Here is a 16,391-nt window from a genome sequence, read left to right on the forward strand (position 1 = left end):
TGTTTGTGATTAACGGTAATGGAAGCTCCTGCAAAATAAAAAAAAATTAAAGCAATTTCAGCATAAACATATGGTTCAGACCTTAGAAGAGATCAAATCCAGTGGCTTATCTTACGTAACGGATAGCCAGCCAGGGATATACAGAAAGGGGGTGCCCGGAAAGTTTTATTATGTAGACAAAGAAGGGAAACGCGTTAGCGATGAAGCCCAGCTGGCCAGGATCAAAGCCCTGGTGCTGCCACCTGCATGGAAGGAGGTCTGGATTGCCTCAAAGAAAAATGCCTACCTGCAGGCGACAGGAATTGATGCAGCTGGCCGGAAGCAATACCGATATCATCCGGAATGGACTTCAAGGCGTTCCGACGCTAAATATTTCCGTTTGCTGGAATTTGGAAAAGTATTGCCTCAGGCCCGCAGGCAGATTGCAAAGGACCTGAGGAGGAGAGATTTTGATGAGCAGAAAGTATTGGCAATCTGTATGCAGGTGATGATTAAAACGCTGATCCGTGTTGGTAATGATGCCTACCGCCAGCTGCATGGCAGTTATGGGCTTACAACATTGAATAATAAACATGTCAAGATCGCGGGAAATACCCTGAAACTCACGTTCAAAGGAAAGAAAGGCGTACAGCAGAATGTGAGCCTCAATGACAAGACCCTTGCGAAACTGGTCAAGAAATGTAAGGAAATCCCGGGTCAGGACCTGTTTCAATATTACACAGAAGGGAAGGAGCATAAAGCCATTGATTCCGGTAAGATCAACAACTACATCCGGGAGATCACCGGGGGAGATTTTACCGCCAAAGATTTCCGGACCTGGGGTGGAACCCTCGAAGCGCTGAGACAGCTTGCGATATGTTGCGCCCAGCCTGAGGGCGAAGCACGGCCTAAAAAGAAGGTAATTGTAGAGGTCCTGGATTGCGTGGCGGGAAAATTAGGAAACACGCGTGCGGTCTGTAAGAGTTCTTATGTATACCCGCTCCTGCTGGAGGCTTTTGAAAATGATCAGCTCAGCAAGTACCTGAAGAAGGTAAATACTAAACCTTCATTGAGTGTCACTGCGATGGAAAACGATGAGAAAGTGCTCATGCAATTCCTAAAGGCGGGGCAGAAAGCTGTTTTAAAGTCCAAAACAAAAAAAGCCGCCTAATCTTTAGGGGCTTTTTTTACCGGATGTACGGGTTGCTCACTTTGTTCCCGCTGCTTTGCAGGGTTTTTGAAGTGTGCTTCCTCTTGCTGGTAATCTTTATCTTCTGTTTTCTTTACTGCTTTATCCCCGGCAGGTACTTTACCTTTAGGCTGTTCTTCCCGGTAATTGCTGCTCGGGTTATCGTTTTTCTTTTTTGTTTCGCTGTTCATGAGGTCCTTATTTATTAAGGATACAACAAGTACTTCTTGCGCATTGTTTTGTATTGGCTCAAGCCAGGCTCCCAGCTGGCCCTGATCTCCTGCTCGGACTTGCCGGCAATGACCTGTTTTCTAAAATCAGCAACGCCGATCAGCCGCTCTATGACGCCCATCTGGTTGCTGAGTTTGCTGTTGAAGAAATCTGCTTTGTTGGGCGAATTTTTATACAGTTCGATCAGCCAGCTGATGTTCATTTGTTTGGTTTTTCTGAAAACGGAGGTGTCGAACTTTCTCAGATCGATGCCATAACAAAGCTGGTTCATAAAAATGGGCGTTTCTGCCATGCCTTTGATGCTCAGAGGAGTAAAGGAGAAAGTGTATTTCCCTTTTAATGCAGGTGCTCCGATGATGGTGAAGGGGTATTGTGTCCCCCTGCCATAGTTCAGGTAAGTGCCCTCGAAAAGGCAGGTGCTTGGATAAAGCAGTATAGACTGTGCCGTATTGAGGTTAGGTGAGGGTTTTACCGGAAGTTCGTATGGGGTATCGTGGGTGTAGTTGGCTACTTTGATGATCTTGAGCTTACAGGTTAGTTTATTGTCCAGCCAGTTTTCCCCGTTCAGCATTTGCGCGTACTCGGCTACGGTGAGGCCATGTACAACTGGAATAGGTTTCAGGCCAATGCCCGACTTGAACTGCGGATCCAGAATCGGCCCGTCTATATAGAAACCATTGGGATTCGGGCGGTCCAGGATCAATACTTCTTTTTTATGCTCCGCACAGGCCTCCATGACATGCTGGAGGGTGTTGATATAGGTATAAAAACGTACACCCACGTCCTGAATGTCGAAGATCATCAGGTCGACATCTGCCAGGTCTGCTGCCGTAGGTTTGGAATGTTTGCCATAAAGTGAGATGGCTTTGATACCGGTCTTGGTATCGATGTCATCCGCCACATGGACGCCATTACTGGCATTGCCCCTGAAACCATGTTCCGGACCAAAGATCTTTACAATCTTTACACCCAGGCTCAATAGACTGTCTACCGTAGTTTGATTGCCGATCATAGAGGTTGGGTTCACGACCATACCCACCCTCTTGCCCTTGAGGTAGGGAACATACAGTTCCGTCTGCTCTGCTCCGGTACGAAGTTTTTCTTTGTCCTTTTTTTCGAAATCTTCCGCCTTTACCTGGTAGGGATTAGGTACACCCGTGTTGAGCGCAATCTTGCCTGGGGCACCACAGGCCTGGATGGAAATACTGAGTAATCCGATGGTGATGAAGTGTAAAACTGATGAAGTCATAAGGTAAAAGTAACAAAAAATACGCCGAAAACCGGCCTTTACTGCTTAGTGTATATTTTACGTAAAATGTGTTCCCGGACATTTGTAAACCATATTTAATTGGGAATATCGATTTGCCTTTCTGGTATCGAAAGAAAAAATACGGTGTTTTTCTTTAAAACAGGAAAATTACCCGAAATCTACTCGGTTCATAAATCAAAAGATTAAACCACAGAACTTTACTTCATCAAATAAACCATGTGTTTCTAAAGGAAATACAGAAGCTGAATGGCTTCATTGACCAAATGAAAAGAAAGTAAAATGAAAAAACACAACTTCGGAGCGGGACCCTGCATCCTGCCACAAAGCGTAATGGAACAAGCTGCTAATGCGGTGCTCAACTGGAATCAGAACGGGCTCAGTATCCTGGAAGTTTCTCACCGTACTCCTGAATTTGAATCTGTCATTTTAAAGACCCAGCTCCTGGTCCGCGAACTTCTTCGTGTGCCAGATGATTACGCGATCCTTTTCCTGCAGGGGGGCGCCAGCACACAGTTCTCCATGGTTGCCCAGAGCTTTTTAAATAAAAAAGGCGCTTATCTGGATACCGGATATTTTGCACAAAAAGCCATCAAGGAAGCCCGCTATTATGGGGAAACCGAAATTGTTGCCAGTTCCGAAGATAAAAATTACACCTATATACCCTGCACTACCGACCTGCAATGCGATGCCGATTACCTGCATTGCACTTCCAACAATACCATAGAAGGCACCGAGATGTTCAGCTTTCCGCAAAGCGGTGTTCCGCTGATCTGCGACATGTCTTCTGATATTTTTTCGCGCAGCATCAATGTGCGTGATTTTGACCTGATCTATGCAGGCGCACAAAAGAATATGGGACCTGCCGGTATGACACTGGTGATTGTGAAAAATGCCTTGCTGAAAAGCATCAGCAAACCACTACCCTCGATGTCGGATTACCGCATCTTCCGCGATAACCAGAGCTTGTACAATACCCCACCGGTATTTTCAATTTATGTATCGATGCTGAACCTGTTATGGCTGAAAGACAATGGTGGCGTAGAAGGCATAGAGCAGCTCAACATCAGAAAAGCGGCCCTGCTTTATGCAGAGATCGACCGTAACCCGCTGTTCAGAGGGACGGCAAGTATGGCTTCCCGCTCTAGGATGAACGTGACCTTCCAGGCAGTGGAACCCGAATATGAGAAAGAGTTCTTGGATTTCGCTGCTCAAAAAGGAATCGTAGGGATAAAAGGCTACCGGACCGTCGGTGGTTTCCGTGCTTCACTATATAATGCCCTGCCCCTGGAAAGTGTGGCAGTGCTGGTAGATGCCATGAAAGAATTTGAATGCGTTAAGCAGGAGAAAGGAGTTGCATATGCGTGACATCAAGATCACAGTTTCGGTTACCAACCGTAACGAGGATTCCCTGCGTCGTTACCTGCATGATATCGGTAAAATTGACCTGCTAGATGCTTCAGAAGAGGTTTTGCTCGCCAGGAAGATCAAGGCCGGTGACCGCTCTGCAGAGGAGCGACTGATCAAGGCCAATCTGCGCTTCGTCGTATCCTGTGCCAAAAAATACCAAAGCACCAACCTGAGTTTACAGGACCTCATCTCTGAAGGCAACTTTGGTCTGATTAAAGCAGCGAGGTTGTTTGATGAAACACGGGGTTTTAAATTCATCTCCTACGCCGTATGGTGGATCAGACAGGCGATGATTACGGCCATCAATGAGTATACCCGCATTGTCCGTTTGCCCATGAACCAACAGCTTGGTATCGCTCAGATCAATAACATCGCACAAAAACTGGAACAGGAACTGGAGCGAGATCCCAGTCTGGATGAACTTGCGGAAGCTATGGATAAAACACCGGCGCAGGTTGCAGATTTTATTTATGTGAACAGCAGGATCAAATACCTCGATGACCAACTTCCGGGAGGGGATAGCGACAACCATACTTTGATGGAGCACATTCCCAGTCAGGATATAGATCATGTAGGTCAGTGGATGCACCGGGAAATGCTTTCTTACCAAATAGACAATCTGCTGCTGAAAGTGAGCAGCCGTGAACAACAGATCCTCAAACTGGCCTTTGGCCTCAAGGGACATACCCGTATGGAAAATGAAGATATTGCAGCAGAGATGGACCTGAGTAAAGAACGGGTAAGGCAGATCATTAAAAATGCGATTGACAAGCTTGGAAAGGATCCTCAGATTAAGAAACTCAAACAATATGTTCATTGAGTATACAGACATCTATGCAATATTGCTGCTCGTCATAGTTTGCTGCTTCATTTTAATCAACCGGCGTAATGCGCGTAAACACAGGACAGAGCAGCCCGATGACGACGTCAACTGGCTATAAATTGAAGGCTGTTTCGTATTTGGATTCACAGATCACAAAGAGACTTTGTACAGAGCCGATATGCGGCACCACGGATAATTTCTCAAGGATGAAGGCATTGTATTCCACCATGTCTTTAATGACTACCTTGAGAATGAAATCGCGGTCGCCGCTTACGTGGTAGCATTCCATTACTTCTTCCAGCGCCCCGGCAGATTCCTGAAATTCCAGAAGGGCTTGCTGACTGTAATTGCTGAGCTTGATCATGGTGAATACAGCCAGTCCCTTATTGACCAGGCTGCGGTCCAGTAAGGTCACAAAGCGTTTGATGATGCCCAGGTTTAGCAACTTTCTTACCCTCACCTGTATTGCCGATAGTGATTTGTTCGTTTTCCAGGCGATTTCCTTATGGGTCAGCCTTGCGTCCTTCTGGATTAGGTTTAGGATGCTAACGTCCGTCGGGTCAAGTCCGTTCAGGTTCATACGTTTATCAGTTAGTTGAGCCAAACTTAAGTAAAAAGGACTGACTGAACCAAACCTCCCGTCAAATAAAAATTTAAAACCTGTTTATGGAATTAATTTGCGATTTTTACGGCACAAAACCCTAGAATTTTTGAATACAGAATATTTCATCGCCAGCCGTATTGCCGTCAAATCGGAACGTACTTTCTCTAAACTGATCGTTCGTATCGCCATTGCGGGAGTGATGCTCAGTCTGGCAGTCATGATGCTTTCTGTAGCCATTATTAAAGGTTTTAAGACCGAGATACAGGACAAGGTCAGGGGTTATATCGGTGATGTCCGGATCTTTAAATTCGATCTGAACAATTCTTTCGAGCTCTCCCCCTTTGTACCGGAAGCTAAAACCCTGCAGGACCTTAAAAAAAATCCGGATGTGGCGTATTTTCAGCCTTACGCAACTAAGCCAGCCATCATTTCGGCCAATGATGAGGTGGAAGGAATCAATTTCAAAGGTATAGACCGGAGTTTCAACTGGGATTATCTCAGGAAGCACCTCGTTAGCGGCAGGGTTATAGATTTTCGGGACAGTACCAGTGCCAGCAAGGAAATCATGATCTCACAGTTTACTGCCAGCAGGCTGAAATTGAAGACCGGCGACGATTTCATCATGCATTTCGTGCAGAACCCGCCACGTCCGCGCAAATTTAAGATCGTGGGAATCTATAGTGTAGGGGTGGAAGAGATCGACAAGAATTTTGTGGTTGGTGATCTGAATGTGATCCGCAGACTCAACAGATGGAAATCCAATGAAATTGGTGGCATTGAGATCAGGATCAAGGATTTCAATAAATTGCAGCAGGTTTCTAAGGGAATCTACGAGGGGCTGGAAATGAAACTGAAATCTGAATCTGTACAGGAATATTTCCCTGCCATCTTTACCTGGCTCTCGCTGCTGGACGTAAATACCCGGGTACTCCTGATCCTGATGATGGTGGTGGGGGTCATCAATATGATTACGGCACTGCTGATTATGATCCTGGAGCGTACAAATATGATCGGGATGCTCAAAGCCTTTGGAATGACGGACTTTAGTGTGATGAAGATTTTTCTCTACAATGCGCTGTATCTTGTGGGTATTGGCTTGCTTTTAGGAAATATCCTTGGACTTGGCCTGGCTGCCTTACAGCATTTTACCCATATCTTTAAACTCGATCAGACTTCTTATTATTTAGCCTATGTGCCTGTAGAAGTACATTTTATGGATGTATTGCTCTTGAACCTGGCTACTGTATTCATTTGCCTTGTGGTATTGATACTGCCTTCTCTGTTGGTCAGCAAGATCAGCCCGCTTAAAGCAATCCGCTTCAAGTAAGGCTCAATCTGGATATTCGGTTTTCGTCTCTAGTCTAAAAAGACTTGGCTGGCTGCTTTTTAAGAATAATTCTAAACAATATCTTTTGTCTATTTGGATTTGATCTAAATAAGTCTATATTTGCAGCATAAAAAAGCCACACGGTTTCGGACCCGTGTGGCAGACCGGGAAAACCCGGGTTACCTTTAATCGTAGTTAAAAGTCATGCAATTTAGAAAATTTTTGCTAATGGGTGCGCTATGCACGCTGGCAATTTTTACAAAAGCTCAGGAAAAGACGGCCAGCCTCATTGGCCAGGTCAAATCAAGGGGAGGAGAAGCAGTTTCCGCTGCCACCATCAGACTCCAAAATGCCACAAATGGAGCCGTAACCGATCAAAATGGCAATTTTAAAATTCAAAACTTAAAGCCTGGAAGCTACACGGTACATGTCAATGTCATCGGTTTTACTGCCCAAAAAAAATCCGTTACGTTAGCTGCAGGGCAACGGCTAAGCATTAATTTCGTCATCGAGGAAAGCACTGAGCAGATGGAAACGGTAAATGTGCTTGGAAGGACAAAGGCACAGGAAGTGAACCGTCAGGCTTTTAACGTAACTGCTGTGGATGCGACGAAACTCTACAATACCACGCTGGATATTTCAGGTGCTTTGGACCGAGTTGCGGGTGTTAGGGTGAGGGAATCCGGGGGTGTTGGTTCCAACTTTAATGTTTCTTTAAATGGATTTTCCGGGCGCCACATCCGCTATTTTATTGACGGTATCCCTATGGATAATTTCGGTTCTTCTTTTCAGATCAATAACATCCCGATCAATGTGGCGGAGCGTGTCGAAGTCTACAAGGGCGTAGTACCCATGTGGCTGGGTTCTGATGCTTTGGGTGGGGCAGTGAACATTGTGACAGGAAACAGGCACCGGAATTATGTGGATGCCTCTTATTCTTATGGTTCCTTCAATACGCACCGAACAGTGCTGAACACTGCTGCGACTTCGAAAACTGGACTTACCCTGCAGATTAGTGCCTTTCAGAACTATTCTGACAACAACTATAAAACAAATCTAAGGACGCTCCTGCAGAACAATATGGAGCCAGATAAGCGGGCGGCTTCGGTGAAAAGGTTTCATGACGTTTATCACAATGAGACTTTAATTGCCAATGCGGGCGTAGTAGGTAAATCATGGGCAGATAATTTATTGCTGGGCATTACTTTAGGTCAGAATTACAAAGAAATGCAGACGGCAGCAAGGCCTGAAGCTGTTTATGGGCAACTGCACAGACGCGGAAATATTGTGATGCCCTCATTGAAGTATAAAAAGGCCGATTTACTTCCCGGACTTGATGTGACCATCAATGCCAACTACAACCTGGGGTATGAAACCACTATAGATACGGCCAGGGCAGATTACGACTGGGATGGAATCCGTGATCCTAAAGTTTCTATGGGTGAGCGTGATGGCGGTGGACATATAGAGTATCGAAACAACAATGGACTGGCCACAGCTATGGTCAGCTACAAGCTCAGTGAACACCAGGCTGTAGCAGTCAATAACGTGTTCTCTACCTTTAACAGAAAGCAGGATAACTTGTTATTTCCGGACTTGAATGCACAGAATGTTCCCAAAAGGATGGATAAAAATGTGCTCGGATTTGGTTATTCTTATGATATAGCGAATAAATGGAGCTTGAACCTTTTCGGTAAATACATTCTTTTAAAGAGTGTGGTGAATAGCACCAATAATAAAAATACAGACCATAAACTGGGATATGGTACGGCCCTGGCTTATTACATCAACCCTGATTTGCAGATCCGCGGTTCCTATGAGCTGACCAACCGGATGCCGGAAGCAAACGAAATTTTTGGTAATCTCGAAAACGAAGAGGGTAATCCATTGCTTAGGCCGGAAAAGAGTGATAACCTCAACCTGGGACTGATATATGGATTCAAAGTAAATGAAGTTAATCGCTTTTCCATAACGGCTAATGCCATCTACAGGCACTCAAAGGACTTTATCTGGAGCAGGATCGTAGGAGGTACCGGACCCAGGAGGGACTATACCACTTCTGATAACCGGGACGGTGTACGTACCACAGGTTTTGATGGCGAAATCAGGTATTCTTATAAAAATTGGTTGAGTGCAGGAGCTACAGTTACCTATCAGAAATTGCTAAACCTGCAAAAGCACGACTTCAACCCGAACACAGGAGCTTACTATCCTGAGGAAAGCCTTGTTTATCTGGATCAGATGCCGAATATTCCGTACCTCTTTGGCAATGCCGATGTATCCGCATCATTTCGAAATATGTTTGCAAAGGGAAATAACCTGACTGTTGGTTACAATTTGCTCTATGTAAACCGCTTCTGGCTGGATTGGCCAAGTTTCGGTAATCCTACTTCAGAGGATAAGCTTTCTACTCCCGTACAGCTTACCCACGACCTGAACTTTGTGTATAGCATGAAAAATGGCCGATATAACGTCTCTTTGGAAGTAAGAAATATCGCGGACAAAGCAGTGTTTGACAATTTTGCACTGCAGAAGCCGGGCCGCGGATTCTATCTGAATTTCAGGTATTTCATTAATAAATCGTAAAAATCTATATCAATAATCATTATATAAAATCAATATGAAAACAACAATTACCAAAACGCTCCTCGCTCTGGCATTTGTGGGGGTTTTAAGTTCTTGCGAAAAGAAAGAAGATAGGGAAGTGATCCCGGAAAATCCAGGGAATTACGTCATTGCGGTGACCCCGACAGCGATTGCTGGTAAGGCCGATTACCTTTTAACAGCAAGTAGCCTGGAAAGCGGAGCGGTATCCATCGTCGGTAACGGTGTGGAACAGGATGGTACTTACAGGTACTATGTAACTGCCAACAATAAATTCTTCAGCATGCTATACGGTCAGGGTAGTCCTGGTGCGGTAACCGTATATGGGGTAACTGAAGGTAAATTGAAAAAACTGAATGACTTTACCTCGGCAACTGTACACGCTTTTGCTCCGGTCAATGACGATATCTTAACGATTAGGGTGCCGCGCAGAATTGCAGCAGCAGGTACACCAACAGTTTATGAGTGGTATCGAGTAAGTACAACTACCAATCAGGAAGTTGCTAAAGGTACTGCCGATGCCATCATCCCAAGTGGTAATGGTGAAATCGCGCACCTGAGCTGGATCAAGCAAGTGGGCAACAAGGTGTTTGCACCTTATTTTAGCATTTACAACAGCTTCTTTACTAAGTTTCCGGATCAGGCGGGAATTGCGGTATTTTCTTATCCGGATATGACCTATGAGAAAACCATCAGAGACACCAGGACAAGCTTTATCGGAAGGTATTTTACCGATGGTTTAGGTTTGGTAGAAAATGGCGACTGCTACGCATTCTCATCATCTGTAGCAGCAGATGATGATCCGGCTACAACGGCAGTAGATGCTAAAATGACCTCTACTAAACCCTCAGCGATCACCCGCATTAAATCTGGTACCACAGAGTTCGATCTGGGCTATTTCTTCAACTTTGAAGAGGTTTCAAAAGGCTATGTGATCACCAATTGGTTATATATCGGTCAAAATAAGTTTATTGCAAACATCGAGCCTGTAGCTACTAAAGGGCAGTATGTGGTGGGCAAGCGTTTAGCTATTGTTGATGTGGTTAATAAAACGGTAACGGGTGTCACAGGGTTCCCTGAAGTTGCTCAGATTTCAAGTGTAACTACAACAAATTATAGTCCTAAAGACGGAAAAACCGGTTATATCGGGGTAAACCTGGTGAGTGGCGCTACCTATATTTATAAAGTTGACGCTGCAACTGCAACCGCCACACAAGGTATAAAAGTTGAAGGCGGTACGATAACTGCTATTCAGCACCTGGACTAAATCCGGTTCCATTTGTTAACAGGAAGGGCTGCAGAATATTTCTGCAGCCCTTCCTGTTTATGCTTACTTTGCTTTCTTTACGTAAGTGTCCAGCCAGCTATTCATCTCCCAAAGCATGTGCAGGAGATTTTCCTTGCCTGCATAGCTGTGCGACTCATAAGGCAGGAATACAAACCTGGTGGTTCCGCCAAAGCCCTTAATCGCGGCAAATAACCTTTCACTGTTGATCGGGAAGGTTCCAGGGTTATTGTCTGAATCTCCGTGGATCAGGAGTAACGGGGTCTTGATCTTATTCGCATAGCTGAATGGACTCATCTGGTAATATAGTTCCGGTGCATCCCAATAGGTACGTTCTTCATTCTGAAAGCCAAAAGGTGTGAGGGTACGGTTATAGGCACCGCTGCGTGCGATCCCTGCTTTAAAAAGCCCGGTATGCGCCAGTAAGTTAGCCGTCATGAAAGCACCATAACTATGTCCGCCTACAGCCATACGGTTTTTGTCGCCCACGCCCATTTCCGACAATTTATTGATGGCAGCTTCGGCATTGAGTTGCAATTGCGCTACGAATGTATCGTTTGGTTTTTTACCTTCCTGAGCTACAATGGGCATTTCTGCATTGTCGAGTACAGCATAACCCTGGGTCACCCAATAAATGGGCGATGCCCAGCTGATGGTGGTAAAACGATCTTTGGAGCCCCTGATCTGTGCAGCGTCTGCTGCTGAATTGAACTCCCTGGGATAGGCCCAGATCAATGTAGGTAAGGGACCGTCTTTGCTTTTGTCGTAGCCTTTAGGAAGGTAAAGATCTCCGGTCAGGTCTACACCATCAGCACGTTTATACGAGATCTTTTCTTTTACTACGCCCATTAAAGAAGGGTAGGGATTACTGAAAGTAGTGATCTGTTGGTCGGCTATTCGGAGCATCAGGTTTTTAATGAAGTAATTTGGTACTTCCGTTTGCGATTCCCTGCGGGTCAGCAAAACAAGTTTGTTGGCATCCAGCACATCGGCTACCTGCTCATATACCCCTTCTGCACTGCGCCAGATGATCTCGTTTTTCTTTGTATTCAGGTCGAACTTTGCCAGAAAGGGCAAGTCGCCTTTTGCCGATGAGCCTACCGTATTGTTCATCAGCAATTTACTGCCATTGTCCAGCAATAGGATCACCTGTCTGCCGTATTTGTTTTTAGTCGTCACTGGTGTTCCAGGATCATTGTAAGCATCGGTTTGGTTGCGCTCAATCAGCGTTTCCATGGCGCCTGTAGCAGGATTGTACCTGCTTATTTTTACCGTTTGTTTACTGCGGAGTCCTTCCTGCACCAAAGCCAGGCTGGCATCGCCCCAGGAGATTCCCCGGAACCGGGTCTGGGTTTTGAACAGCTCCCTGGGCTCAGCAGTAAAGGGAGCCGATAAGGCATACACCGCATCATGAAAGTCCATCGTTTTCTTGATCAGCCCGCTGTCCAAAGGTTTGGCCCAGGTCAGGGTTGCTGGTTCATCGTCGCGCCAGTCAAATGCCCTGGCTACATTCTGCGTATTGTCGTAGCCCGAAGGTGTGCCTTCTGCAGAGGGCAACTGAGCGATTTCTTTAACCAGCTTGCCGTTCAGGTCGGTAACCGAAACCGTATTCGGAAAACCTCCCGCTGCCACCAGGTAAGAAAACGGCTTTCTAATGCTGCGGATGAGCAGGTAATTTTTATCGGGCGAAGCGGTCACGCTGTTGTAAATGGCTGGTTTGCCGATCGGACTTTCTATACCATTCACGTTTTTTACCAATTGTGAGGTAGCGTAAAATTCGAACAGTTGTTCGTCGTAAGGCGATTTGATCAAGTCTTGGTAGGTCACACTAGGTGCTGCCTTTCCTAAATTTTGCTGTACCGTGGGGCCTTTAGGCATCAAAGGTTTTACCGGTGCCGCAGTGGCAGGTTTGGTAGCTACCCGATAGATCAGTGTATTGGAACCCAACCAACTGATGCCACTTCCCAGCACCACGTTTAATGACTGCTTATTGAGCTTTATGGCTTTCTGTGTGGCGATATTGATCTGGTAGAGGTCTACGCCTTTCTGTGTGGTTTGGGTAAATACAATCTTTTGCTCATCCGGACTCCAACTGATATTGCCCGCAAATAAAGGTGTTGGCAGGCCCGTTGGAATAATGGTCTTTCCGCTCTTGATATTTTTTAGTGTCAGGCTGTTGATGAAAACCTGACGACTGGGTGAATAGTTGTTTGGATTGATGCGTAGCCCGGCGATCCGGTACTCAGGCAATGCAAGTTCAGCCACAGAGGCGTAGGAATTGCGGCCGCTGAGGAGCATCCATTCTGCCTTTGCATCGATGCTGACCGATGGCGTAGGCTTGGCCAGCAACAGGTCGGCCATGGCCTGTGGGGGCAATTGGTAGTCTACTGCATCTTGTGCCAGGCTACTTAATGTTCCGGTAAGCAGGAACAGGTTCAATACAAATTTCTTCATCCAGTTAGAATTTATTTAGTGGCTATGCTGATCTCTCCGCCGTTGGTAAACAGGTCATGTGGTACAAAGTATCCTTTATTCGTCTTTCCGTTCACCTTGATGCCTGTGATGGCCCTGCCCTGACCAGGTTTTTTAATTGTTAGTACCTTACCCGTACTGGTTTTCCATTTTACTTCGTCAAATAATGGAGCGGTCACCAGGTATTCGGGATCGGTCGCCGAGAAGGTGTATAAGCCAAGGGCACTGAAAACATACCATGCCGACATTTCGCCGGCATCATCCATTCCAGACAGCGTGATGCCATCTTTCATTCCGTAGAGGTTGTTCAGGATATTGTCCAGCACTTTTTGCGTTTTCTCCGGCTTGCCGATCAGCGTGTAGGCAAAAGGGGCTTCATGATCCGGCTGGTTGCCATGGCAGTATTGACCGATCATGGTCTCCACGTTACGAGCAATGTACCTTGGGTTCCAGGGAAGGGTAAACAAAGAGTCTAGTTTCGCTTCAAATTTATCGGCACCACCATACAATTTAATGAGACCCGGCATGTCATGCGGTGCAAAGAAAGATACCTGCCATGCATTGGCTTCACGGTACATGTACTCATAATACGGGTATTGCGGATTGAAATTCTTTACCCAGTCCCCATTTTCCAATCGGCCTCTCATGAACCTGGTCGAAGGATCAAACATGTTCTTGTAATTGCCGGACCTGGCCATGAGCTTGCGGTAATTCGCCGTGTCGCCTAATTTTTTTGCGATCTGCGCTACCGAATAATCGTCGTATGAATATTCCAGTGTTTTGGAAACACCAGCACGGGCCTTAGTCTCCACATGTGGTCTTTCTACATCCGGGTCCGAGATATAGCCTTTAGCCATATATTCTTCGAGGTATGGACGTGCACGTCCGGGTACATTGGCATTTTTCAACAAAAGTTCATAAGTGCCTTTTACGTCGAAACCGTCAATTCCCCTGAGGTAAGCGCCTGCAATAGAAGAAGCACCATGATCACCATGAAAGAAAGTTGGGATAGCGCCGGTTTTGTCGCCCACGTCCTTCATGGATTTTATGACATCCAGTGCCACTTTCGGACTCATGAGTCCCAGCAGCACGTCCTTGTTCCGGTAAGTATCCCATAGGGAAGGTTCTGTGTAATAATTGAAATCTGCTTTTACCGTGTTTCTTTTTGCATCCTTGTATTCTCCGTTTACATCACTGCGCAGTGCAGGCCAAAGCAGGGAGCGGTACAGGCAGGAGTAGAGCATCACTTTTTGTTTTTCAGTTCCCCCTTTTAGCTGTATGTTGGAGAGGATGTTTTCCCAGGTCTGGTTTGCCGCCTTACGGATGTCTGCAAAGGATTTTGTACCCAACTCTTTTTCGAGGTTTTCTTTTGCATTTTCTGCGCTGACAAAGGAAAGGCCTATTCTCAGTTCCACAGGGGCTGTACTGCCATCTTTCAGGTGTACAATGGCATAACCATCTTTCTGGCCGGGATTCTTCTGCTCCAGACTGTCGATGGTGGTGTTTAACGAAACATAGAAATATACATTCTCGCCTCCCTGGAAGCCTTTTAATGCAGTTTTACCCACTTGTTCAATGTTCCATCTGTTTACACCACTTAAGGCTTTAGACAGGTCGAACAGGATCTGACGCCCCTTGTTGTTTTTATATTCGTATTTGTGAAAACCGGTCCTCAATGTAGAGGTCAGGCTCACATTGACCTGGTAATCGTCCAAAAAAACCTGATAAAACCCCGGTGCCGCGCTTTCATTCTTATGCGAAAAATGGGAACCGAATTTGCTGCCCGGATTGGACATCGGCAGGATCGGCACATTGCCCAGGTTCCAGTGGCCTTTATTGGTATGGCTGAATCCTACAATTTCTGAATCCTCATATTCATATCCTGCACCGGCAGGCTGATACTTGGTCATGGGGCTCAACTGTACCATCGCATTTGGAAGCGAACTGCCGGGAAAGGTAAGGCCCGACCATGCGCGCCAGTCTTTTGGCAGTTCATAGCCAAGTATCTTTGGGTCGGTGAGGCCCGAAGTCCCGATAAATGTGTTTACATAACGTGCATTGCCTTTGGCCTCCTGTGCCTGGCCGTGTTGGGACATGGCCGCTAAAGCCACCAGCAGCGTCGAGCTCAGAATGGTTTTGATTTTGGTTGTCATTGGATTTAAGTAATTTGTGTGATAGCCAAATATATAAATTTCAAGGCTAAATAAATACCGGCTATCACATTACTTAAAACGTTTTATTCGGCCGTACAGAGCAGAAAGTTCGACTGACCCAGCCTTTGGCAGCCCCGGCTTGCAGGGACAGCAACATCGCCCACCGGCAGGTATTTTATGGCTCCCGCTTTTTGAGGAACATAGATGACCACTTCCGTACGTGTATAGGAATGGGGCAGGTACTTAATGTAATAGCCGTCCGGATGTAAGCCCCATACCCCAGCAGGGAAATTCGGATCTGCCGGCGCAATTCCTCCAAGCATGGCCAGGCTTTCTATCTGGTCATAAGAGGCATTGGCCTGGTACATCAGGCCGCGGATTTTATTTTCTATTTCTATAATGGTTTTAGCGGGTTCGGGCAGGTTAGCTGTCAATTTGCTCATGGCCTCGCCTGATAAGTAATCGACCATCGTACTTCCGAGGGAAGAGAGGTCGTTTTTATTGAGCAGGGTAGCTGCAGTCAGTTGCAGGTCCGGCGACAATTTGCTGAAATTCGTCTTGGCTACAATTGCCCAGAGGAGGAGCTGCACCTTGCGCTGTTCAATTTCCGGGTGCTGTTCCCAGTTGGCAATGAGTGTTCTGGCAATCTTTTCTTTTGGTCCTGCTAAAGGGGCATAAAGATAGCCGTTACCTTTATCGGGACCAGAAGTTCCGGCCTGCAGACAAAAACTTTTGAAGGTCCCTGTATAAAAACCCGGCTTCAGGCTAAAGCCTTCTGTGCTGGAGTAAAGCGATTTCAGGTCACAGAGTTTTTTCTTGATAGAGTCGGCACCAAATTCGGGAGGCAGGATCTCGCTTTTGTTACAATCGTCGAAATTCGTCGTGATCGGCTGGTTTTGCAATAGTTTCAATTGCTTGTTGTTGAGCAGCGAAGCGGCGCCGGTATTCAGGGCATCTTTGAGTTTTCCGAATTGAGCTTGGGCCGTACTGAAGCACAGCAGGCATAGTAATGCCGGGAGAAGAGTGTTTCTTTTCATTGTTTTTCTT

General features: G+C 46.1%; 12 protein-coding genes. 6 read left to right on the forward strand and 6 right to left on the reverse strand.

All coding sequences use genetic code 11. From position 1 onward, the window contains the following. Nucleotides 1–70 precede the first annotated feature (70 nt). Nucleotides 71–1,150 carry a DNA topoisomerase IB gene (locus WAE59_RS00295; RefSeq protein ID WP_337853918.1) on the forward strand — a complete coding sequence of 360 codons (1,080 nt, stop codon included), beginning with the start codon at nt 71–73 and terminating at the stop codon, nt 1,148–1,150. On the opposite strand, the gene WAE59_RS00300 is transcribed toward WAE59_RS00295, so the two are convergent. Then, entirely contained in the window at nt 1,147–1,359 is a 213-nt protein-coding gene (locus WAE59_RS00300; protein WP_337853919.1) for a hypothetical protein, read from the reverse strand. The genes WAE59_RS00295 and WAE59_RS00300 overlap by 4 nt on opposite strands. Nucleotides 1,360–1,373: 14 nt before the next feature. Continuing rightward, nucleotides 1,374–2,648, reverse strand: a complete 1,275-nt coding sequence (locus WAE59_RS00305; RefSeq protein ID WP_337853920.1) for an exo-beta-N-acetylmuramidase NamZ family protein — start codon at nt 2,646–2,648, stop codon at nt 1,374–1,376. A gap of 300 nt (nt 2,649–2,948) precedes the next feature. Here WAE59_RS00305 and serC point away from each other — a divergent pair, with 300 nt between their 5' ends. Continuing rightward, nucleotides 2,949–4,034, forward strand: coding sequence for a 3-phosphoserine/phosphohydroxythreonine transaminase (gene serC / locus WAE59_RS00310; protein WP_337853921.1), 1,086 nt, complete (start codon nt 2,949–2,951; stop codon nt 4,032–4,034). Further along, nucleotides 4,027–4,896 (forward strand): sigma-70 family RNA polymerase sigma factor, encoded by an 870-nt coding sequence (locus tag WAE59_RS00315; RefSeq protein ID WP_337853922.1) that lies wholly within the window; start codon nt 4,027–4,029, stop codon nt 4,894–4,896. Before serC ends, WAE59_RS00315 begins: the two co-directional genes overlap by 8 nt. Before the next feature lie 115 nt (nt 4,897–5,011). Here the strand turns inward: WAE59_RS00315 and WAE59_RS00320 are convergent, their stop codons facing one another. Beyond that, nucleotides 5,012–5,479 (reverse strand): Lrp/AsnC family transcriptional regulator, encoded by a 468-nt coding sequence (locus tag WAE59_RS00320; RefSeq protein ID WP_337853923.1) that lies wholly within the window; start codon nt 5,477–5,479, stop codon nt 5,012–5,014. Between the two features lie 130 nt (nt 5,480–5,609). Here WAE59_RS00320 and WAE59_RS00325 point away from each other — a divergent pair, with 130 nt between their 5' ends. The 3 genes from WAE59_RS00325 (at nt 5,610) to WAE59_RS00335 (ending at nt 10,701) form a co-directional block, all read left to right on the forward strand. Then, entirely contained in the window at nt 5,610–6,830 is a 1,221-nt protein-coding gene (locus WAE59_RS00325) for an ABC transporter permease (RefSeq protein WP_337853924.1), read from the forward strand. Nucleotides 6,831–7,034: 204 nt separating this feature from the next. After that, nucleotides 7,035–9,416 (forward strand): TonB-dependent receptor, encoded by a 2,382-nt coding sequence (locus tag WAE59_RS00330; RefSeq protein WP_337853925.1) that lies wholly within the window; start codon nt 7,035–7,037, stop codon nt 9,414–9,416. Between the two features lie 34 nt (nt 9,417–9,450). After that, entirely contained in the window at nt 9,451–10,701 is a 1,251-nt protein-coding gene (locus WAE59_RS00335; protein WP_337853926.1) for a DUF4374 domain-containing protein, read from the forward strand. Between the two features lie 63 nt (nt 10,702–10,764). On the opposite strand, the gene WAE59_RS00340 is transcribed toward WAE59_RS00335, so the two are convergent. The 3 genes from WAE59_RS00340 to WAE59_RS00350 all read right to left on the reverse strand — a co-directional run bounded on the left by WAE59_RS00340 (nt 10,765) and on the right by WAE59_RS00350 (nt 16,381). Next, nucleotides 10,765–13,173 (reverse strand): S9 family peptidase, encoded by a 2,409-nt coding sequence (locus WAE59_RS00340; RefSeq protein WP_337853927.1) that lies wholly within the window; start codon nt 13,171–13,173, stop codon nt 10,765–10,767. A gap of 11 nt (nt 13,174–13,184) precedes the next feature. Then, a complete protein-coding gene (locus tag WAE59_RS00345; protein ID WP_337853928.1) occupies nt 13,185–15,344 on the reverse strand; it encodes a GH92 family glycosyl hydrolase in 2,160 nt (719 codons plus the stop codon). Nucleotides 15,345–15,427: 83 nt separating this feature from the next. Next, complete coding sequence (locus WAE59_RS00350) at nt 15,428–16,381, reverse strand: hypothetical protein (protein ID WP_337853929.1); 954 nt, start codon at nt 16,379–16,381, stop codon at nt 15,428–15,430. Nucleotides 16,382–16,391 lie beyond the last annotated feature (10 nt).

This window comes from Pedobacter sp. GR22-6 (genome assembly GCF_037402555.1).
Classification (GTDB): Bacteria; Bacteroidota; Bacteroidia; order Sphingobacteriales; family Sphingobacteriaceae; genus Pedobacter.

Coding starts and splice junctions, on each gene's coding strand:
- WAE59_RS00335 (WP_337853926.1), top strand. CDS start 9,451: ATGAAAACAACAATTACCAAAACGCTCCTCGCTCTGGCATTTGTGGGG.
- WAE59_RS00295 (WP_337853918.1), top strand. CDS start 71: ATGGTTCAGACCTTAGAAGAGATCAAATCCAGTGGCTTATCTTACGTA.
- WAE59_RS00330 (WP_337853925.1), top strand. CDS start 7,035: ATGCAATTTAGAAAATTTTTGCTAATGGGTGCGCTATGCACGCTGGCA.
- WAE59_RS00320 (WP_337853923.1), bottom strand. CDS start 5,479: ATGAACCTGAACGGACTTGACCCGACGGACGTTAGCATCCTAAACCTA.
- WAE59_RS00340 (WP_337853927.1), bottom strand. CDS start 13,173: ATGAAGAAATTTGTATTGAACCTGTTCCTGCTTACCGGAACATTAAGT.
- WAE59_RS00305 (WP_337853920.1), bottom strand. CDS start 2,648: ATGACTTCATCAGTTTTACACTTCATCACCATCGGATTACTCAGTATT.
- WAE59_RS00345 (WP_337853928.1), bottom strand. CDS start 15,344: ATGACAACCAAAATCAAAACCATTCTGAGCTCGACGCTGCTGGTGGCT.
- serC (WP_337853921.1), top strand. CDS start 2,949: ATGAAAAAACACAACTTCGGAGCGGGACCCTGCATCCTGCCACAAAGC.
- WAE59_RS00315 (WP_337853922.1), top strand. CDS start 4,027: ATGCGTGACATCAAGATCACAGTTTCGGTTACCAACCGTAACGAGGAT.
- WAE59_RS00350 (WP_337853929.1), bottom strand. CDS start 16,381: ATGAAAAGAAACACTCTTCTCCCGGCATTACTATGCCTGCTGTGCTTC.
- WAE59_RS00300 (WP_337853919.1), bottom strand. CDS start 1,359: ATGAACAGCGAAACAAAAAAGAAAAACGATAACCCGAGCAGCAATTAC.